This window comes from Deminuibacter soli (assembly GCF_003412455.1).
Taxonomy (GTDB): Bacteria; Bacteroidota; Bacteroidia; order Chitinophagales; family Chitinophagaceae; genus Deminuibacter; species Deminuibacter soli.
The window spans coordinates 646,542-668,122 of the sequence record NZ_QTJU01000001.1; the positions used below are offsets into that span (position 1 = coordinate 646,542).

Genomic DNA, 21,581 nt, shown 5'->3' on the forward strand with positions numbered 1-21,581 from the left:
ACGCCTGGCGGTATACCTGCCAGGCGTTTTTGTTAGCTGCTGTGCCACTGTTTATTCTGTTCCGGCTGCATCGTCTTCTCTTTCTTCCAGCTTTTTATAAGCCATAATAAATACTGCACCGAGGTTTTTGTGCGGCGGCACATAATCAGAGAACATTTCGTTGCCCTTGAATATTTTGGAGAAATTACCCCACAATGCAGGCCAGTTCAGGTCTTTGCCTTCGCGCATGTTTTCGAGCAGTACGCTTATCATGGGCTGGTTAATTAAACCACTGCCGGTTTGTTTGGAGGAAATGATCTGCGAATACGGGCAAATACCCAATACCCTGCTCAGGCTCTGGTAACCGCCGCAGCTGCCCAGCAATATAACTTTGGCAGAAGAAGCCAGCTGATCGATGGTTGAATTGAGGTAATAACTGTGCCCGCGGTGAATTACTACCGTAGGCAGCAGGTTATGCTCCTGCAGGTAATTGCTCAGTGTGCTTTGTGCCTTGGCATCCAGGCCCTGTTTTTCATCCAGCGGGCGGTTGGCGTAAATGGTAACCGGCACACCACGGGTTGAGCTGAATGCAACCCACTCAGGGTTGGAAGTCATTTTCCAGTTGCCGTTGCTCATGCTGTTTACAAAAGCATTGAATACGGTGTTGCCATCTTTGTCCCCATAAAAAAACTGCTGCACCACAATGCGGCCCGATGTATCGCGCAGGGCCTTGTTGGGCATAAAGTATACGGGCGGTATACCCAGCGTAGCTGCAACGTCGATGTTGTTGGCGGGATCCATCGATAAAAACAAGGTGTTGAGCATGCCGTAAATATTGGTACCGCGTTTATTGCCGGTGCGTTTTGCTTCCTGCAGGTTGTACTGCACTTCGTTTAACACCAGTTGCTGCAGTTCTTTGTCTTCAATGCTGGCGTAGCTGTTGGCCACATCTACCGCATCTTCCAGGCTATTGGTTTTATCCAGTCCACGCACAAAGGCTTTCATCAGCAACTCCGCGTTCGACTTCTCCATTGTTTTCAGGAAATTATCGAGCGTGTTGTAGTTGGCAGCCATTTTAATCCATTTCTTGAAATGATCAAACTGCACCCGCATCAGCAGGGAATCGCCGCGGGCCGGTTTCATTTTCTGGAAAATGAAAGGATATACACCATGGGTATAACTGGAGGTATAAATTTCTTCTTCACCCAGTACAGCCAGGTAGTATAACTCTTCGGGCGTTAAAGGTTCTATCTTCCTGAAACGGACACCATCGGGTGCTTCGTGCAATCCATTGATTTCATTGATGAATACCTCAACACCTTTCTGGCGCAGCTTTTCGGTAAGCGTATGTTTTACCAGCGGTGTATCGCGCTGGCGCATGCGGGTGGCGTATTCAATCTCGGTTTTTACCAGCAGTTTGTAATAACGCACACTGTCCTCCATTACCGAATCAATGGCTTCAAAGCTTATTTTGTTGCGGTACAGGTTGTCGAGGAAGGGGAAATACTGTCGGCCTGCCTTGGTACGCGCCATTTTACCAATGATCTTAGCGAGCGGATTTTCACTGGCACAAATGCGGTTACCCAGTTTATTGGGTGCTGCTGCATAGTTGTACAGCTCTTCCTGGTTGCGGCGGGCTGCTACAGCAATAAGCGTATCGGTGTAAGGAAAGTCGGGATTGCGGTTGAGTATGGGCAAAATGCGTTCGGGATGCAGCTGGCATTCTTTTAAAATCAGCTGGTCTTTCGAATCTTTCTGCCCTGCGTTATTTAAAAAGGGGAAGCTGCGCAGCAGTATGCCACCTGTTTCCAGGCTGTTTTGTTTTACCACAGGGGTAATAGCCTGGCCTTCGCGCTCCAGCTGCATGGCATCTTTATACGCCTGCAGCATAGCGGGGAAGTCGCCTATTTTTACTGAATGCGTTTGCATGGCGCCTGCAAAACCGTTCAGTACATCGTTCAGGCCACGGAGGTATTTTATCTTATTGTTGGTATCAAGTGTTGAATCGAGCTCTACCGCGTTCTGAAACGAATCTACCCCGCCGGTTACCTCGTCTGAACTGTGTGTATTGTCTGTTCCGCTTTGCAGCTGCACAATCCTTTGCTGCCCCCTGTCAATATCATCATGAAACTTTTTACGCATCAATGGTATCTCGGGCATCTGAACGGCCTGCTGTGCAAAGGCTGCGGCCGATACGGACAGCACTGCCAGCAGGAAGTATAATTTCTTCATTCTCATTATATAATGTACCTTACTATGCAAATGTATAGCCAAAGCTATACCAATGTTACCGGGTGTAATTTATGCAAAGGTATACCCTTAACAATTACATAATCCTGTATTCTAATGCATTAGGCTTCGTAAAATTATTTTTGTGTAAACATATTGTTAATGGAAACAAAGGGTAAGAAAGTTTTAATAGCTGATGATGAGCCGGATATACTCGAAATAATCGGGTACAATCTTACCAGGGAAGGGTACGAAATATATACTGCCAAAGATGGTGATGAGGCTTTGCAGAAAGCCAAACAGCTTAGTCCAGATCTCATTGTTCTCGATATAATGATGCCCCGCAAAACAGGGGTGGAAGTTTGCCAAACGCTGCGCGCGCAGCCGGCCTTCCAGGATACACTGATCATTTTTTTAACCGCACTCAGCGACGAGGCTTCACATATCAAGGGACTGGAAACAGGCGCCGATGATTATGTAAACAAGCCCATTAGCCCCAAAGTGCTGGTAAGCCGTGTTAATGCACTGTTCCGCCGCCACAACAAGGAAGATGAGAAAACGCTGAAAGTAGGCAATATCAGCATCGATCCTATTAAATTTGTGGTGATGGTTGACAATGAAGAAGTAACCCTTGCCAAAAAAGAATTTGAATTGCTGTACCTGCTGGCATCACGCCCCGGCCGTGTATTTCTGCGCAATGAAATTCTGAGCCAGGTATGGGGTACAGATGTGATTGTGGGCGACCGCACCATTGATGTACACATCCGGAAAATAAGGCAAAAGCTGGGTATTGACTGCATTACAACCGTTAAAGGCGTAGGTTACAAGTTCGAGATTTAGGAGGCATGCTTACAACCAAGAATTTTTCCCCGAACCAGCTGTCTGCGTTAACAGCTTTGATATTGTCTATTCCCATAGGCCTGGTATTCGTATTTATTATACCCGCGCTGTGGCTGTCGCTGGTAGCGTTTGTGGTATTGTATATCGGCAGTTACCTGCTTATCCGTTTTGTGCTGGAATGGTTTATTTACCGGAAGATAAAACTCATTTACAAATTCATTTACCAAACCAAGGCTTCGAAAAAGGAGGAGATGTACTACAAATACATCCTGCCCCAGAAAAGCATTGACGAGGTAAGGGAAGATGTGGAAAAATGGGCAGAGCAGCGCAAGGAAGAAATTGAAACCCTCAAATTCAACGAAGCCTACCGCAAGGAGTTTCTGCAAAACCTTGCACACGAGTTTAAAACCCCCATTTTCGCCATCCAGGGTTATGTGGATACCCTGCTGGGCGGCGCCATGGAAAACCCTGCCATTAACCAGAAATTCCTCGAAAATACTTCCCGCAATGTTGACCGCATGGTGAACCTGGTAAACGACCTCGACGAAATATCCAAACTGGAAAGCGGTGAACAGCCGCTGTACAAGCAGAATTTCGTGATACAGGAGGTGATCAGGGAAGTGTATGAATCGCTGTCTATTAAAAGCAATGCGCGCCAGATAAAATGCACCATCAAAAAAGGCTGCGAACAACCGGTAACGGTTTTTGCTGATAAAGAAAAAATACGCCAGGTATTGCTGAACCTTGTTGAAAATGCCATCAAATACGGCAAACAGGGTGGCCATATTGTAGCCAGCGTATACAATACGGACGAGAAGCACGTTTTAATTGAAATAAGCGACGATGGCACCGGCATCGGCGAAGAACACCTTCCCCGCATTTTCGAACGCTTTTACCGCACCGACAGGGGCCGCAGTCGCGATGTAGGCGGCACAGGACTTGGCCTCGCCATTTGCAAACACATTATTGAAGCCCATAACCAGGTAATGCACGTACGCAGCAAGCTGGATATTGGCACCACGCTTGGGTTTACGTTGGATACGAGGAAGGACTAAGGGAGTGGTGAGTGGGCGGTGGTGAGTTGGATCACTGGTGAATAGTGACTAGGCAATAGTGAATAATTCAGGGCGCCCACGGCTGTGTCCTCACAGCCGTTCTTATTGGGATGAAGAAGCTGGCTTTGCATGAAACTTTCGCCTGAATGTGGCCATTGACTTGCGGTTCGGGAAGCTGCGATGGCCTTTTTTCCTCAAACGTTTTTTGTGGTGCAGTTTGCGATGTGGACATTTGCGAGATGCCCGGGAAGCCTGCGGAACTGCTATGAAAACAGGTAATTCATCATCGGCGGCAATAATAGTTCAGGCTCGGGTGTTGGCACTTCTTCTTCACCTTTTTCAATAATCTCATTACTGATGGTTTCAATGGTGGTTGGTGCAACTACGGTTACTTCGTGTTTTGGCAGCATTTTCTAATGCCCCAAAACAAAAAAGCCCCGATGAAAATCGAGGCCGACTGGCATGAGAAAATCTACTGTACTGTGTTATTTGTTCTTGCTATGAACCAAACTGCGCTACAAAATTGGGGTTGCAACATGAACTTAATGTGAACGCAATGCAACCAAAACATTAAGAAAAACAGCCGGCCGCTTTTGATATATGGCTGGTTATCAAATAAAAAAGCCCGCTGCATAATGCAACGGGCCTTAAATTATACCTATAGCTCTCGAATGCTGATTAATTAAAAGCTGTAACGCAAACCTAACTGCATCTGGAACCTTGAGCTGAAGAAATCAACTGAGTAAGGTTTTCCTGGATCAGCCCATGTATAAGTTGGGTAAGTTGTAGCGTTGCCACCTGTTCCTGAAGGGCCTTTTTTCAAACCTACACTTGACATAGAGTTGAAAGTGTTGGGTGAGAAGTACTGAACACCCCAGTCTTTGTTCAACAGGTTGGTGAGGTTAATGATATCGTAAGTAAACGTAATCGTGTGTTTAACCTTGCCACCCTGTTTGATGTTGAAATCCTGCGCAAAGCGGAAGTCAAGCTGTGTGTTCCAGGGAGTGCGGCCGCCATTGCGTTCTGTGAAATCACCCCTTCTGCTGTTCAGGTATTTGTTGTTGTTGATATAGTTGTCGAAAGCAGCAGCCTGCTGTACGGCAGTCTGGCCACCGTCGATATCTTTAAAGAAGTTAACGGTTTCGCCAACTTTAGGAATATACACCAGGCTCACCTGCTGACCTGTACCATCGATGGTCGCATTTACGAAACCATAAGAGTAAGGCGCACCTGATGCACCGGTGAAGAACATGGTGAAGTTAGAAACCCATTTGTTGTCTTTCGCCCAATCCAAACGGTAGTTTACGTTGGCTACGATGCGGTGACGCACGTCGAAGTTAGAGTAAGCCAGTGTAGGACTGTTGGGGTTTAACGCCTGGTTCAGCTGCCAGTTACTTTCCATTGAGTTACGGATACCATTGGTGATATCTTTAGCCTGTCCGTAAGTATAGGCAACATTTGCATTCAAACCAAAGGGGAATGCCTTGCTGATCTGGCCGGTAATGCTGTAACGGTGACCCTGGTTCGTGTTGCTTAACAGGTACGCGTTTGTAAACAGCGGGTTGATTTTAGTACCAGAAAAAATAGGCTGCTGGTGCTTGGTATCGTATACCAGGTATGTAGGATTGTCTACATAGTTGATCTGCTGGAATTTCAGGTCATGGATAACTTTGGTATAAACACCTTCAATGGTGAATTTCCAGTTGTCGTTAGTTGTGTAATCCAATGCCAGATCGCTTTTCCATGCCTGTGGCATTTTAAAGTTGTTGTCGATCAGGTCAACCTGGGTTGCGCCTGTAGCGTCTTTTACGTTTACGTTGTTAGCAGTAGCAAAATTCGCTGCGCCGTTGTTGCCTTCCAGTGAATTTCTGATAGGATCAGAACCGGCAGCAGGTTTAGACGGAGTAGCACCAGTGTAGGTATATGATTTATCAAATGAACCATAAGTTACACCGTTGTTGTAGTAGGAGTAACCCAGCCATGCAAAAGGAATACGGCCGGTGAAAACACCTGTACCACCACGCAGCACCAGGTGCTGGTTGCCAAGGATATCAAAGTTGAAACCTAAGCGGGGAGATACCTGCAGCTGACCAAGGAAATCATTTTTGATGTCTTTGGGTTTGGTATAAGAATAAGTAGTGCCAAAGTTAGGATCTACAGGAGCGCCGGTTGTTTTAACACTCAGCGGCTGTTTGTTAGGCATGTCTGCCAGGTCAACACGGATGCCAGGTGTTAATTTAAAGCGGTCACCGATAGCGATTTCATCCTGCAGGTACAAGCTGTACAGGTTGATTTTGAATTTAGCAGGAGGATTGGCCATGATATAATCCCTGCTGTTGTCGCTGTAGTTGTAGTTGGTACGTACACGTGAAGGCTGGTTCAGCAAAAAGTCATTGATGCTGCCGTAGTCAACACGACCGTTCCATGAGTTTACGAAACCGTAGTTGATGTTGTAAAACTCGTTGTGTGTACCTAAAGTAAAGGTGTGGTTGCCTTTAAAGTAAGTAAGGTTATCAGTAAACTCGAAAGTTTTCTGTTTCATGTTAAAGATACTGCCTTCGCGGTCTGTACCCAGGAAAATGGTACCACCCCTTGAAGCGATCTGTATCTGCGGAGTAGCGGGGTTGCTCAGCGGGTCACGGTAATCGTGAATGCTTGAGTAACCAACTACCAGGCTGTTTGATACTGAATTGTTGAAACGTGATTTCAACTCAGCAACAGTAGAAGTCTGGTTGTTGTGCTGTTCAAAATCGATGCTGCTGAAACGGAAGTTCTGCTGATCGCGTTCCAGGTTGGTCGCTCTTGAAGTAATGGTATTGTTGCGGATAGACAGCTGGTTTTTCGCGTTGATGTGCCAGTCTAAACGGTTGAAGTACTTGGTAGATTTAGAATAGATATTGTAGTTATCAGAAGTACCCGGATGGAAGCCCAGTTTACCATAATTATTTTCAACATACTGAGAAATCTGATCAGCCTCAGCTTTTGTAATGATAGGCATATCTTTAGAACCAGCGGCAAGAATCACAGGATCCTGGCGGTCGGTGATTTCTTCGTTGGTAAAGAAGAACAGCTTGTCTTTAATAATAGGGAAACCTATGCGGAAACCAGTTTGGTATTCATGGAAACCGGAAGGTTCTTTAGAACCGTCACCAGCTTTGTTTTTACCGGTGATAGCAGCGTTTCTGCCAAAACCGTATACAGAGCCGTGTACTTCATTGGTACCGCTGCGTGTTACAGCGTTAATAGAACCACCGAGGAAGTTACCGATTTTAACGTCGAAGGGAGCCAGGTACACCTGTATGTCCTGAACGGCATCAATAGATACCGGGTTGGTACGGGTGCTGCTGCCGGGCTGACCAGAAGCGTTGGTTTGACCACCCAGTGAAGGGCTGAAACCGATGGCGTCATTATTAATAGCACCATCGATGGTTACGTTGTTATAACGGAAGTTGGTACCACCAAAAGAGTTGTTGTTGCTCTGTGGTGTGGCGCGGGTAATGTCCTGCAGGCTGCGGCTTGCAGTAGGCATGTTGCGGATCTGGCTTTGACCGAAGGCGATACCTGAACCGGTTTTAAGACCGCCTTTGCGGCCACCGCCCCTTACTACTACTGTTTCCAGTGTAGCAGATTCTTCCAGCAGCTGGAAGCTGATTGTATTGGCACCTAATGAAAGGTTAACGTCGTTTCTTTCTTCTGTTTTGCGGCCTACAAAAGTAACAGTTACTGTGTAAGGGCCACCTGGATTAAGGTTGGGTAAAAAATAACGGCCTTCAGCATTTGTTTGGGTTGAGTAGTTGCTGGCCGTTGCCGGATTGGAAAGTTTGATAGAAACACCCTGGAGTGCTTCCCCTTTTGAACCGGTTACTTTACCGGACATCTGTGCCGTGGTGATCTGTGCAAGCAGGCTTGCAGGCAGCACCAGCGCAGAAAGGGTGATCAAACTAAGCAAGAGAACAATTCGTCGCATCTGTTAAAATTTTGGCAAAGAAACCCCTCTAATGTTACGGAATTGTTACCCTAATGTTACCAACCCATTAACAACAAAGCCTTACTGGTGAAGGTTTTCACATATGGGTTTGCACTGAAGCAACAACAAATAAGCTTATTTTATCAGCCGAACGGCAGGGAAGGGAAAAGAGGAACAGGGCCGGTTTTATACAAAAACGGTCAGCTTATTCATTTATATAAATAATGAACCCGGATATTCATGCAGTCCAAACACAACCCGGTAACAGACACTGTCACCCCAGCACAACAGCTTCACTACCGCAACTCCTTAACTGGCACGCATTTGCACTGGTGTATGCCTCACAAATTACCTGTTCTGTATGAACACATGATTAAGCCGGGGTTACGGAATGGTTAATAGTTTAGCGATTCCGACACCAGAATCCTGTATTAACTTATCGTTAATTATCCCCCTTGCTAGGCAATCCACAGGGTTAAGTCTATTTTTGCCCCAAATAAGCTGAATACCTTATGGGCATTAACACGATAGGCAGAATATTCATGCCGAAGAACAAAGTGTTTTACGAGTTATTTGAAGACGTAGCAATAACTGTAAACCAGATGGCGCAGATACTGAAGCAGGTTGTATATGAAGCCGACATCAACAAAAGAGCCGGCCTCATTGCACAGATCGAAGATCTTGAGCATAAAAACGACGATCATACCCATAAAATTTTCACGGAATTAGGGCGCAACTTTATTACGCCTTTCGACAGGGAAGACATTCACTACCTCGCGACCTCGCTCGATGATATCGCGGATTATATCTTCTCCTCAGCCAAAAAAATCAATTTCTATCACGTGAACCCCAACGATAGCGGCATCCAGAAAATGGCTGAGCTGATTGAACAGGGCGCTGCTGAAATTAAAAAAGTAGTGTACGGTTTGCGCGATATGAAAAACCTGCGCCAGATGACCGAAGCCATGGTGCGTGTTAACAGCATCGAAAACCAGGCAGACGATGTGTTTGATATGAGCATCGAAAAATTATTTGAGAACGAACAGGACGTAAAAGAGCTCATCAAGAAAAGGGAGATTTACCAGTCTATGGAAACCGTTACAGATAAATGTGAAGACGCGGCAAATGTGATTGAATCTATTATTGTGAAATATGCATAACGGCAGTTTGTTCCTGCTGTAACTGCACTGCACTATTATTCATTCATATTGCCCTGTAACATGACCTTACTTGTTCTTATCATCATTCTTGCATTCATTTTTGACTATATCAATGGCTTTCACGACGCGGCCAACTCTATCGCCACCATCGTGTCTACCAAAGTACTGACGCCTTTCCAGGCTGTGGTTTGGGCTGCATTTTTCAACTTCCTTGCCTTCTTTATTTCAAAATATATTGTAGGGGAGTTTAAAATAGGCAACACCATTGCCAACACAGTGCATGTGCAGTTTATTACGCTTGAAGTAATACTTGCCGGCCTGCTGGCAGCCATTACCTGGAACCTGATCACCTGGTGGTTTGGTATCCCTTCCAGCTCGTCGCATACACTTATCGGCGGCTTCCTGGGTGCGGCCATTGCACACGCACACGGTTTTTCACAGGCAGGTGTAGATGTAATCAACTACGCCAAAGTAGTGCCTATTTTCCTGTTCATTTTCTGTGCCCCGTTAATAGGTATGGTAATGGCCTTTATTATTACCATTCTTATAGTGCACCTGTTTAAGCGGTCGAACCCCTTTAAGGCCGAAACCTGGTTTAAACGCCTGCAGCTGGTATCATCAGCATTGCTGAGCCTTGGCCACGGCAGTAACGATGCGCAGAAAGTAATGGGCGTTGTAGGCGCCGCCATTATTTATTACGAAAACTCAAAAGGCCATACTCTTACCTTTAACGAGTTTGTAAACGAATACGCATGGGTTCCGTTTACCAGCTTTTTGTGCATTGGCTTAGGTACCATGAGCGGTGGCTGGAAGATTGTAAAAACCATGGGTACCCGCATTACCAAGGTAACAGCACTGGAAGGTGTGAGTGCAGAAACAGCCGGTGCCATTACCCTGTTTCTTACGGAGAAAATCGGTATCCCCGTAAGTACCACCCACACACTCAGCGGCTCTATTATTGGTGTAGGCGCCACCAAACGCCTTAGCGCCGTACGCTGGGGGGTTACCGTAAACCTGCTTTGGGCATGGATTTTGACCATACCCGTCTCTGCATTGATGGCTATGCTTTTTTACTATATCGTAAGCTTAATTACCGGAAGGTAAAAGCAGCTAAAATAACGATACAAACCCCGGCCATACAGCAATGCTTAAAAGCCGGGGTTTTGTTATTAAATAGCGCTTTATTCCGCTTTGCAGCCAAATCAATTAACCCAGATTAATTATCTTGCAAATAAACAAGCAGCTCATGTCTAAAATATTGGTAACAGGTGGTTGCGGATATATTGGTTCGCACACGGTTGTAGATTTAATTGAAAACGGCTTTGATGTTATTTCCATCGACGACAACTCGCGTTCTACTACGTATCTGCTGAATGGCATTGAAAAAATCACTGGTAAGAAATTAAAAAACTATAAAGTTGACCTGAAAAACTTCGACGAAACACTCGCCGTTTTCCAGGAAAACCCCGATATCGCAGGCGTTATTCACTTTGCTGCTTACAAGGCAGTAGGCGAATCAGTAGAAATGCCGCTGGACTATTTTGAAAACAACCTGTTTTCGCTCATCAACCTGCTGAAATGCGTAAAGGAGTTTAAAGTGAACAATTTTGTGTTCTCTTCTTCCTGCACCGTGTATGGCAGTCCCGATGTAATTCCCGTAACCGAGCAAACGCCTACCAAAAAAGCTGAATCACCCTACGGTGCCACCAAGCAAATGGGTGAAGAAATTATCTCCGAGTTTGCACGTGCCTATGGCTTTAATACCGTTCTGCTGCGTTATTTTAACCCGGTTGGCGCACACCCCACCGCGTTTATAGGTGAACTGCCCCTGGGTAAACCACAAAACCTGGTGCCTGCCATTACACAAACAGCTATCGGCAAAATACCACAGATGATGGTGTACGGTGATGATTACGATACCCGCGACGGCAGCTGCCTGCGCGATTACATTCATGTTTGCGATATTGCCCATGCCCACACACTGGCTGTGCAATATATGATTGACAAGAAAAATACCACCAACCGCGAAGTATTTAACCTGGGCAGCGGCAATGGCGTAACCGTGCTCGAAGCCATTAAGGCCTTTGAAGCAGTAAGTGGTGAAAAACTTAATTATAAAATAGGCCCCCGCCGCCCCGGTGACGTAGTGGCTATTTATGCCAACAACAGCTACGCCGTGCAAACCCTGAACTGGGAACTGAAATACGACATCAATGAAATGATGCGTACTGCCTGGGCCTGGGAGCAAAAAGTAAAACAAGACGAGGAACTGATGAAAAAACAGAACCCCGTGCTCAATTAATATTCTTCAGAAAAACTGGCCATAGCAGCCAGTTTTTCTTTTTTTAGTATTTTGCATGATAAAGCGTAATTTATTCGTTAAGAGAGCCGAAAAAAATTAGACAGCATGTTAAAAGATATTCAAGTTCAGAATGAAAAGGAAACAAGAGGTGGTTTTGGAGAAGGAATTTACGAGATAGGAAAAGCCAACCCCAATGTAGTAGTATTAACAGCCGACCTGGCAGGTTCCATGAAACTGGGACCCTTTATTAAAGAATTCCCCGAGCGTTTTGTACAGGTAGGTATTGCCGAAGCCAACATGATTGGCATTGCAGCCGGTTTAACCATCGGTGGCAAAATTCCCTACACCACTACTTTCGCCAACTTCAGCACCGGCCGCGTGTACGACCAGATTCGCCAGAGCGTAGCCTACAGCAACAAAAACGTGAAAATATGCGCCAGCCACGCAGGTTTAACCCTGGGTGAAGACGGTGCCACTCACCAGATACTGGAAGACATTGGCTTAATGAAAATGTTACCCGGCATGACGGTGATTGTTCCCTGCGACTTTAACCAGACCAAGGCTGCTACCAAGGCTGTGGCTGACTATAACGGACCGGTTTACCTGCGTTTCGGTCGCCCGAAATGGCCCAACTTTACCAAAGAAGACGGCAGCGACTTCGTAATTGGCAAGGCACAGGTATTGAGCGAAGGCACAGATATCACCATTTTTGCCTGCGGTCACCTGGTATGGAAAGCCATTGAAGCCGGCCGCATACTGGAAGAAAAAGGCTACAGCGTTGAGCTCATCAACATACACACCATTAAACCGCTCGACGAAGAGGCGGTGATTAAATCACTGGCTAAAACCCGTTGTGCAGTAACCTGCGAAGAGCACAATGTACTGGGTGGCCTGGGCGACAGCATTGCGCACGTAGCTGCACGTAACCTGCCTGTACCTATTGAATACGTAGGCACACAGGATACATTCGGCGAAAGCGGCAACCCCAAAGAACTGCTCACCAAATACGGTTTGGATACTCCAAACATTGTTGCTGCAGCAGAAAAAGCACTGAACAGGAAGAAAAACGGCTAGGAGAAACCGGGCTTTATCGCCTGCAACTACCCGTTGCCGTAATAAATAATAAAAGAGGGCCCGTTGCACGGCCCTCTTTTTATGGAATGGTGGCTATGTTTGCAAAACCTTAGCATCCCTGCAACATTGCCGGGTTAAACTACGGAGCGCTAAATCCGTCTCAATAAACAGATGGGTTGAAAATTTTAATTGATCATTGTTTATTTTTACCTAAACATCCCTGCATGCAGCATCCAGACGACAGAGAACTGCTGTACTTATTCAAACAATCTGACCACCGGGAAAAAGCATTTACGGGTATCATCAAAAAATACCAGGAAAAATTATACTGGCATGTGAGGCGATTGGTGGTTGATCACGACGATGCCAACGATGTGCTGCAAAACGTGTTTATCAAGGTGTGGAATGCACTGGATAATTTCAGGGAAGACAGCCAGCTGTACACCTGGTTGTACCGCATCGCCACCAACGAATCACTCACTTTCCTGGAACAACAGAAGAAAAGAAGTGCCGTGAGCCTGAGTGATGTGGAATCAGGTTTGTCGAACAAGGTGATTGCCGACAAACATTTCGATGCCAATAAACTGGAGTGGAAACTGCAGTTGGGCATTCAACAATTGCCTGAAAAACAGCGTGTTGTTTTTACCCTCCGCTACTATGATGAAATGCCGTACGAAGAAATGAGCCGGGTTTTGGATACCAGCGAGGGGGCATTAAAAGCCAGCTACCACCATGCTGTTAAAAAAATAGAGGAGTTTATCAAAAACCATTAAACCCGGCGTGTTAACAGGCAGTCAAAAAAAATCGAGGACATGGACCGCAATATTGATATACAAAATGAATTGGAGGAGATCAGCGCATTTGTCGCCGGCCTTCCTTCACAACACCCTTACCAGGTGGATGCCAGTTACTGGGATACACTTGCAGCGGGCGTTGCTGCACAAATTCATTTGCAAACCGCCGGCAACGTTACTTACTCCGCCCCTCCCGGCTATTTCAGCAACCTGGCAGAAACCATACTGTCCAGGGTTACACACGCAGATCCCGCATCAGCAAACGAACCGGAGCACCTTGTATTGCCCGGCAGTAGCATAATGCCTTACGAAGTGCCTGCGCAGTATTTTGAGCAGCTCAGCAACAGCATTACCAGTCGCATTACCCGGCAGGCACAACAGGCACCTGTGGTGCAAATGAAGCCTAAAATCCGCCAGATGGCAGCCTATGCAGCCGCTGCGGCAGTAGCCGCGATAATGGTGGCCGGTGCCTTCCTGTTTACTGATAACAGCGAATCGTACAGCAGCCTCAAAGACCTCGATGTTTCGGGCAGTGTGGCCCGCCTGAGCGAAGCCGAAATAGAAAGCTACCTCAACTCCCAGCCTGCTTCTCTAAGCCCTGTTAAGGAAGAAGAGAGTAGCGATATGCAGGCGCCGCTTCGCAACATGAGTGAAGATGAAATACAGCAGTATCTCCAGGAAAACAACGACCCCGCCGAACAACCCGTGAAAGGGATTTAAATTCCATTAAAGATGAAAAAAATCGTCTTTCTGATAACGTTTTTATTGTTGCATGGCTACTTTTGTATGGCTCAACCCGGTGCCGGCACTACGCGCGCAGAAGTGATAAAAATGGGATTCATTACCAAGGAACTGAAATTAAGTCCTGCAGAAGCCCAAACTTTCTGGCCCTTATATGACAGCTATATTGCCGAATTAAGAAACGCAAGGCTGGCCAATCCCAACGATGTACTGGCAGCAGAAGAAGCAGCCCTGATCATCAAGAAAAAATACAGGCCTGAGTTCAAAAAAATACTCGGTACCGACGACCGCGTTAACCAAACCTTTATGGCCGAACAGCAGTTCAGGCAAATGCTGAGAGGGGAATTGCAGAAAAGGCAAAAACGCAGATTCGGCAACTAAATACAGATTTTACCACCTTATTTTAAACTAGGTGTTTTTCATAGGTTAGCAACGGCCAGCTCTTTCCAGGGCGGGCCTTTTTTTTAAATCAGTGAGTGGTGAGTAGTGAGTGGTGAGATGAAAGCCGGTGAATAGTCAATCGTGAATAAAAAAGCCGCAAGGCATATCCAATGAATATTCCTTGCGGCTTTGTAAATCATGGACTTGCTCAGATCACTCACGACTGACCACTCACTACTCACGCTATGCCTTCACAAACGGCGTTTTTACATCATGGTAAAACAGAAACGTCCAGTGCGCGGCCTGCCCTTCTTCCCACCATTGCTTGCGCAGTTCCATACATTTCTTCCCGTCATAATCATATTTGGCTACAAACCGGTTTTTCATTTGCCCGAACTGCGGGGCATCATCGCCTCCAAAGAAAACGGTTTCATCCTTCTCCGTAATCCAGAACACCTGGTGGTACTTGCTGTGTGCACCGGTTACCTGGTAACGGATATAACCATCGATCTCCCCATCCCCATGCAGCAGCACTACATTTTTCGCGTCCTGCAGCTCACGCACTTCATCGGCTATGTACGACGAAGTACCAATTTCCAAAGCATACTCCAGCTCCTGCTGCTGCACATAGTAAGTAGCCGCAGGAAACGACAGGCGGTAATCGCCAAAACGGTCACGCACACTTACGCCGCCAGCATGATCTTTATGCAGGTGTGACATTAGTACTTTCGTTATTTCCCCGGGATTAATGCCATTGGCTTTTAAGTTGGCATGCAGCTGCAATTCACCATCTTTCATAAAACCAAGACCAGTATCAATCAGCAGTATATCTTTCTCAGTAATTACTACAAAAGGCTGTACCTCTACCAGCAAACTGCCTGTGGCACGGGCCTGCAGGTCATCATTTTCCTTGTTAAACGGCACAAATACCTTGCTCTTGTCTATCGTAAACTCTCCTTCTGACAGCGGAATTATTTTCATCGTAGCATATTTCTGGGCTGCAAGTTAAGACCATTTCAACAATCCGGTTACCCGGCCCTGCTGCAATAAAAAAAGGGGCCGGCGGCCCCTTTTTCTATCTCAATACCATTTGCCTGTCGGCATCCAGCCTGATTAATATAAAAATCAGGATGGTAAACGTTAGCAGTGATGAACCCCCGTAGCTGATCAGCGGCAGCGGAATACCGATAATCGGGAACAGGCCGATGGTCATGCACACATTCACAGTAATATGGAAAAACATAATGCTTGCCACACTATACGCATACACGCGGCTGAACGTACTTCGCTGCCGTTCGGCAATGGTGATAATCCTGAACAGCATCAGCAGGTAAATGCCGAGAAATACAAAACAGCCGATAAAGCCAAAGGCCTCTCCCAGCGAAGTGAAAATAAAGTCGGTATGCTGCTCCGGTACATATTTACCCCTTGTCTGCGTGCCTTTCAAAAAGCCGCGGCCCACAATACCGCCCGATCCGATGGCGATTTTACTTTGACGTACGTTGTAATCGTCCGGTTTTTTAACAGCCTTGTCAGCAGCACGTTCATTCTTGGCACTGCGGTTTTTACTGCAGTCATAGTCTTTACCCACCATGCTGTAAATACGCTGTGACTGGTAACACTGAAATACGTTGTTGAAAATATAGGGTACTGCAAACCGCTGTACACCCACGCATACGGCCCATATGAGCAGTATAAATACCAGCAGGTTTTTGTTGCGCTTAATCATCCTGCGCATTACATAAATGGTAAGCCCTGCTATAGCGGTGAGAATAATGGCTAGTAAATTCGGCTCTACTACCAGCGTGGCAACTACCAGCGCGCCGAACGAAAAGCCTACTATCAAAATCCATGGTGGCAACCCTTCCCTGAACATTACAATGAAAAAGGAAGCATATACCAGGGCAAGACCGGTTTCGTTTTGCAGGATAGAAAGAGCGGCAGGCGACAGTGCAATTACTGCAGCAATGATCTGTGATTTGGGTTTGCTGAAATCAATATCCTGCCGGGATATAAACTTGGCCAGCGCCAGGGCGGCAAATATTTTACACAGCTCTGCCGGTTGCAGGTTAAACCCGCCTGCCAATGGAATCCAGCTCCTGGAGCCATTGATGTTTTTACCAATCACAAACGTCAGCAACATCAATAGTATACCAAAGGCATACAGCAGGTTGGCGAAGGCCGTGTACAGCTTACTGTCGCTAAGCAGTATAAAAATGGCGATAAGGCCGCAGATGCCTGCAAACAGCAGTTGCTTGCTGTAGTTGGTTTTGCCTGTGAGAAAAGAGGTAACCCAGCTGGTGCCCGACCGGTATTCTACCATAAAAATGCACAGGATGCCGATTGACACGAGGATTGCGTAGAGCAATACCATCGTCCAGTCAATCCCTTTGGAAATGTTCACGCCATTGCTGGTACTCATTGTCTGTTATTCCCTTTTTTATTTTTTTGATCGTTGTTTGGTAATAACGCTATTGTGTTCTTAGCTATTGTTACCGGTTCTTTGCGGTTGGGCTCTGTTTCCGGGTCGAAGGTAATGCGTTTGTCTTCTGTTGCCGCATCCTCTGTTACGCCGGTTTCTTCACGCGGCGCAGCTTTTGCCTGTGCAGCTGCGTCCCTGTCTGCATACCATTTTTTAATAGCTGCAGGTATCAGGTTGGTATGCGCTATTTCCTCCACATCTGCAAGCCGGTCTTTTGCGATGGTATCGTTGAGGTATTTCTCCATCATAAAACCACCGATAGGACCCGCCCATGTTGATCCCATGCCTGCATTCTCTACCACCACAGCCACCACAATACGCGGGTTTTCTTTGGGTGCAAAGCAAACAAAGATAGAATGGTTTTGGCCATGCGGGTTTTGCGCGGTACCGGTTTTTGCGCAATAATTTACGCCCGGCACTTTAATCGCCGAGGCTGTGCCCGAAATAGCCACTTCGGCCATTGCTTCGTGAATGGCATCGTAGGCATCGTTGCCGATATTGGTTACCAGGTGTTTTTTACGGTACCTGGCTGTGTACACACTATCAGCGCCCGATTCGTTTTCAATACTGTCTACCAGGTGCGGTGTGTAGTACGATCCCTTATTGGCAACAATACACATCACATTGGCCAGCTGCAGGGGCGTTAACAGCATCCTGTCTTGCCCGATGCCCAAAGTAAGGATATTGCAACTGTTCCAGCGCGCAAAACCGCCAAAATCTTTGTTGTAGCGGGCTGTGTCGGGGATATTGCCTGCATCTTCACCAGGCAGGTCTACACCCAGTTTTACCCCCAGCCCGAAATGATTCATGTATTCTTTCCATTTCAGGTAACCCGCAGCGGCGTTGGGATATGCGGGGTTATCGATAGCCATGCGAAACAGTTGGGAGAAATAGGCATTACACGAGTGCGCCAGTGCAGTACGCAGGTTATCGGCATGCCCTCCGCCTGAGTGCAGGCATTTTACGTTATTGCCGCAGGCTGCATAGTAGCCCATACAGGGATAGCCAAATGCAGGTGTAATAACACCTTCATCCAGCGCTACCAGGGCACCCAGTGGTTTAAAAGTAGAGCCCGGCGGGTATTGCCCTTTAATGGCCCTGTTCAGCAACGGGCGCGCTGTATCCAGCATCAGGCGACCGATGTTCTTTTTGCGTTCAAAACCTGCCAGCATGTTGGGATCGTAAGAGGGGCCTGATGCCATGGCCAGTATACCGCCGGTTTTTGGGTTAATGGCTACCACGCTGCCTATTTTGTTCTGCAGCAGTTTTTCGGCCAGTTGCTGCAATTCTATATCCATGCTGGAGTACAGGTTGCGGCCTGCGGTGGCAATGGTATCGAACAAGCCGTTTTCATAACTGCCCTGCAAACGGCTTTTGTTGTCGCGTATGAAGTACTGCACACCGCGCTGCCCCATCAGTATTTTTTCGTAACTGTTTTCCAGTCCTGACATACCTGCGTAATCGCCCATTTCGTAGCCATCGTTTCTATGGCGTTTGAGAAAAAGGGTATCCACTTCTCCCAGGTAGCCCAGCACACCTGCCGCTGCATGAAAGGGGTAAGAACGCACGGGGCGCTCCTGCAATGAAAAGCCGGGATAACGGTACATGTTTTCGTTAAGCCGCGCAAACAGGTCGGGCGGCAGCAACGGCTCAAATACGCTGGCTTTGTACGATGTGTTTTTGATAATGGCGCCGGCAATGCGGCGTTTAAATTCGGCAATATCAATACTCAATACCTTGCAGAATGAAGCGGTATCGATATTGCGCAGTTCACTGGGGGTAATCCACAAATCGTAGATGGTGGTGTTCTCCAGCACCGCCCTTTTTTTACGGTCGTAGATAATGCCCCTGTCAGGATAAACAACTTTACGGTAACGTGCATTGGATTCCGCCTGCACGCGGTATTTGGCGGAGAGAATTTGGAGGTGCAGCAGCTGGCCTATGATGACCAGGAATACAACAATGAAAATCGTTTGTACAACTCTGCCGCGCGATTGGTTATACGCTCGCATTGGTTTAGGATATTGGTATTGCAAAGTAGCAGATTACGGCGTGTAAACAACGGTTATCCATCAAAAAAATATTCCATGTATTTGCATTGACTATTTTGCAGATACATGGAATAGTGTAATACGCAGTAAACGCTATTTAAGGCTTTGTTTTACGGCTGTTTTTGCGCTGCTGCTCATCGGGCGGCAGGGTTGCGGGTGATTGCAGTACTGCCTTTTTACCGGCAGGCTGCGGCTGTTTTTTTACAGGCGCTTGCTGCTGCCGTGCCGGTTTGGCTGCACTGTCTGTGGGTGTACGCTGTTCCTGTTCTGCACGGTCTTCCACTTCTACGGTATCACTCATTTCTTTCTGCGCATCCTTAATCAGTTTCAGGCTGTCACGGCGCCTGTTCAGGTTGCTGATGCTGTCCATTGCGCGGCGCATGCGTTCGGGTATCAGGTTCATTTTGGCAACTGCCTCTGCCTTATCCTGGCGCTCTTTGCCTGCAATGGAATCTTTCAGGTATTTCTCAATCATGAGGCTGGCGATAGGCGCAGCAGAGCTGGCACCAAAACCGGCGTTTTCACACATTACCGCGATGGCAATGCGCGGGTTGTCGCGCGGGGCGAAAGCGCCAAAGAACGCATGGTCTTTTTGTTTTACCCCATTCAGCGCATTTTGCACTGTACCTGTTTTGCCGCAAACCACCACACCGGGTACTTTAGCTGCCGCACCGGTACCAAATTCCATTACCGCCTGCATACCGTTTTGCACCTCATCGAAAGTTTTCTCGGTAATATGACTGGCTGTATAATGTTTTACCCTGAATGAATCCAGCAAATGAAATTCATCACCACCTTCAATAGAATCAACCAGGTGCGGCGTGTAGTACCAGCCTTTGTTGGCGATAATAGCCATTACGTTGGCCAGCTGCGCCAGCGTGGTTTGCACTTCACCCTGGCCAATGGAGTTGGAAATGATATTACAGGAAACCCAGCGTGAGCCGAATATTTTAGCGTAGTAGGAGGAGATGGGGATATTGCCTTTTTTCTCTGAAGGCAGATCGATACCCAGCTTATGGCCCAGCCCAAAAGTATACGCATAGTTATTAAACACTTTCAGCGAGCTGTCTGCCGAGCCGTAGCGCTGCTGGTCAATAATGCGTTTGTATACGGTGGCAAAATAGGTGTTATCGCTCACGGCGATGGCATTGGTAAAATCGAATGTACCGCGGTCAAGACATTTGGGCTTGCCATTACCGCAGCCGTAAAACGCACCTGAACAGGAGATCATTTCACGTTCGTTGATCACCCCTTCTGTTAAACCAACAATACCTACCACGGTTTTAAAAGTAGAGCCCGGTGAGTATTGCGTACCTACCGTGCGGTTCAGCAGGGGCAGCCTGGGATCGGTAAACAATTCGGAAAAGTGTTTGCGGCGCTGGTTACCGGTAAGATAGTTAGGATTGTACGTAGGCGCGCTTACCATACACAATACCCCGCCTGTGCGCGGGTCGATGGCTACAATGCTGCCTACTTTATTGTTCATGAGTTTTTCACCCAGCTGTTGCAGTTCCACATCTATACTGGTGTACAGGTTTTTGCCTGCCATCGCAGATGTATCATACGCGCCATTTTCGTAAGGGCCCTGTATACGGCTGCGGTTATCGCGGATATAGCGTTTTACACCGCGCACCCCCATCAACGCTTTTTCATAACTGCGTTCCATGCCCGTCATGCCTGCATAGTCGCCCATTTCGTATCCTTCTTCCCGGTGTCTTCTTAAAAAGCCGGTATCTACTTCACCGGTATAGCCCAGCACATCTGCAGCCACATTAAACGGATAGGTACGCACCGGGCGTTCATTTAAGCTAAAGCCGGGGAACTTGTACATGTTTTCGTTTAAACGCGCCAGCAGTTCAGGGCTCAGCAGGGGTTCAAACACGCTGGGTTTTACGTAGCTGTTTTTGAAAATGATATCTCTTACCCTTTTCCTGAATTCAGCCGTATCGATATTGAGAATCTGGCACAGCGAGGTGGTATCTGTACCTTTTATTTCACTGGGTGTGATAATAAGATCATACATGATGGTGTTTTCGAGGATAGCTTTGTGCTTCCTGTCGTAAATGATACCCCTGTCCGGGTAAACAATTTTGCGGTATACCGCATTGTTTTCAGCCTGCAGCCGGTATTTGCCAGAAAAGATCTGCAAATGCAGCAACTGCCCCAGAATAACCATAAATACCAACACGAAAATAATCTGCACGATCCTGCTACGGGATTGATTGTACACCGGCGTTTGTTTTTTTTAATAATACACAAATACAGGAATTGTTTACAGCAGAATGCCCGAGGCGTTAAGTGGGGGTAATAGGGTACGCTTTCGTGATTCCGTTAAACAGGTAAACCTGCTATAATTTAATACAAAATTGCCGATTGTAAACGCATAAACCAAATATACTAAGGTGAATAGTCAATAGTGAATAGTGAATGAACCGAGCGGACATTTTAACCCCTAAGGACACAAAGGGAAAACACACAAAGAACACAAAAGAGCCCTGGCATAAAAAACAAGCGCATAACTCCTTT

General features: G+C 46.8%; 16 protein-coding genes. 9 read left to right on the forward strand and 7 right to left on the reverse strand.

Annotation, left to right across the window (positions count from 1 at the left end):
* Positions 1-51 precede the first annotated feature (51 nt).
* Entirely contained in the window at positions 52-2,211 is a 2,160-nt protein-coding gene (locus DXN05_RS02715) for a hypothetical protein (RefSeq protein WP_116845660.1), read from the reverse strand.
* Between the two features lie 159 nt (positions 2,212-2,370).
* On the opposite strand from DXN05_RS02715, the gene DXN05_RS02720 reads away from it, so the two are divergent.
* Entirely contained in the window at positions 2,371-3,048 is a 678-nt protein-coding gene (locus tag DXN05_RS02720) for a response regulator transcription factor (RefSeq protein ID WP_116845661.1), read from the forward strand.
* A 5-nt stretch (positions 3,049-3,053) separates the two neighbouring features.
* Positions 3,054-4,103, forward strand: coding sequence for a sensor histidine kinase (locus tag DXN05_RS02725; protein WP_116845662.1), 1,050 nt, complete (start codon positions 3,054-3,056; stop codon positions 4,101-4,103).
* Between the two features lie 263 nt (positions 4,104-4,366).
* On the opposite strand, the gene DXN05_RS24545 is transcribed toward DXN05_RS02725, so the two are convergent.
* Together DXN05_RS24545 and DXN05_RS02730 are read right to left on the reverse strand one after the other, a co-directional pair.
* On the reverse strand, positions 4,367-4,513 hold the full coding sequence (locus DXN05_RS24545; protein WP_158559106.1) for a hypothetical protein: 147 nt from the start codon (positions 4,511-4,513) through the stop codon (positions 4,367-4,369).
* A 272-nt stretch (positions 4,514-4,785) separates the two neighbouring features.
* Positions 4,786-8,070 (reverse strand): TonB-dependent receptor, encoded by a 3,285-nt coding sequence (locus DXN05_RS02730; protein ID WP_116845663.1) that lies wholly within the window; start codon positions 8,068-8,070, stop codon positions 4,786-4,788.
* 542 nt (positions 8,071-8,612) lie between these two features.
* On the opposite strand from DXN05_RS02730, the gene DXN05_RS02735 reads away from it, so the two are divergent.
* The 7 genes from DXN05_RS02735 (at position 8,613) to DXN05_RS02765 (ending at position 14,522) form a co-directional block, all read left to right on the forward strand.
* The gene (locus DXN05_RS02735) at positions 8,613-9,230 is read left to right on the forward strand and encodes a DUF47 domain-containing protein (protein ID WP_245975103.1); all 618 of its coding nucleotides are present in this window, start codon (positions 8,613-8,615) and stop codon (positions 9,228-9,230) included.
* Between the two features lie 60 nt (positions 9,231-9,290).
* Positions 9,291-10,334: an inorganic phosphate transporter gene (locus tag DXN05_RS02740; RefSeq protein WP_116845665.1), complete on the forward strand. Its 1,044-nt coding sequence runs from the start codon at positions 9,291-9,293 to the stop codon at positions 10,332-10,334.
* 142 nt (positions 10,335-10,476) lie between these two features.
* The gene (galE, locus tag DXN05_RS02745; RefSeq protein ID WP_116845666.1) at positions 10,477-11,532 is read left to right on the forward strand and encodes a UDP-glucose 4-epimerase GalE; all 1,056 of its coding nucleotides are present in this window, start codon (positions 10,477-10,479) and stop codon (positions 11,530-11,532) included.
* 105 nt (positions 11,533-11,637) lie between these two features.
* The gene (locus DXN05_RS02750; protein WP_116845667.1) at positions 11,638-12,606 is read left to right on the forward strand and encodes a transketolase family protein; all 969 of its coding nucleotides are present in this window, start codon (positions 11,638-11,640) and stop codon (positions 12,604-12,606) included.
* A 224-nt stretch (positions 12,607-12,830) separates the two neighbouring features.
* On the forward strand, positions 12,831-13,379 hold the full coding sequence (locus DXN05_RS02755; protein ID WP_116845668.1) for an RNA polymerase sigma factor: 549 nt from the start codon (positions 12,831-12,833) through the stop codon (positions 13,377-13,379).
* Between the two features lie 39 nt (positions 13,380-13,418).
* On the forward strand, positions 13,419-14,120 hold the full coding sequence (locus DXN05_RS02760; RefSeq protein WP_116845669.1) for a hypothetical protein: 702 nt from the start codon (positions 13,419-13,421) through the stop codon (positions 14,118-14,120).
* A 12-nt stretch (positions 14,121-14,132) separates the two neighbouring features.
* Entirely contained in the window at positions 14,133-14,522 is a 390-nt protein-coding gene (locus tag DXN05_RS02765; protein WP_116845670.1) for a hypothetical protein, read from the forward strand.
* 243 nt (positions 14,523-14,765) lie between these two features.
* Here the strand turns inward: DXN05_RS02765 and DXN05_RS02770 are convergent, their stop codons facing one another.
* The 4 genes from DXN05_RS02770 to mrdA (DXN05_RS02785) all read right to left on the reverse strand — a co-directional run bounded on the left by DXN05_RS02770 (position 14,766) and on the right by mrdA (DXN05_RS02785) (position 21,285).
* Complete coding sequence (locus DXN05_RS02770; RefSeq protein WP_116845671.1) at positions 14,766-15,503, reverse strand: MBL fold metallo-hydrolase; 738 nt, start codon at positions 15,501-15,503, stop codon at positions 14,766-14,768.
* Positions 15,504-15,597: 94 nt separating this feature from the next.
* Positions 15,598-16,944, reverse strand: coding sequence for a rod shape-determining protein RodA (gene rodA / locus DXN05_RS02775; protein ID WP_116845672.1), 1,347 nt, complete (start codon positions 16,942-16,944; stop codon positions 15,598-15,600).
* Positions 16,941-19,016, reverse strand: coding sequence for a penicillin-binding protein 2 (gene mrdA / locus DXN05_RS02780; RefSeq protein WP_116845673.1), 2,076 nt, complete (start codon positions 19,014-19,016; stop codon positions 16,941-16,943). Before mrdA (DXN05_RS02780) ends, rodA begins: the two co-directional genes overlap by 4 nt.
* Before the next feature lie 136 nt (positions 19,017-19,152).
* Positions 19,153-21,285 (reverse strand): penicillin-binding protein 2, encoded by a 2,133-nt coding sequence (gene mrdA / locus DXN05_RS02785; protein ID WP_147313815.1) that lies wholly within the window; start codon positions 21,283-21,285, stop codon positions 19,153-19,155.
* Between the last annotated feature and the right edge of the window lie 296 nt (positions 21,286-21,581).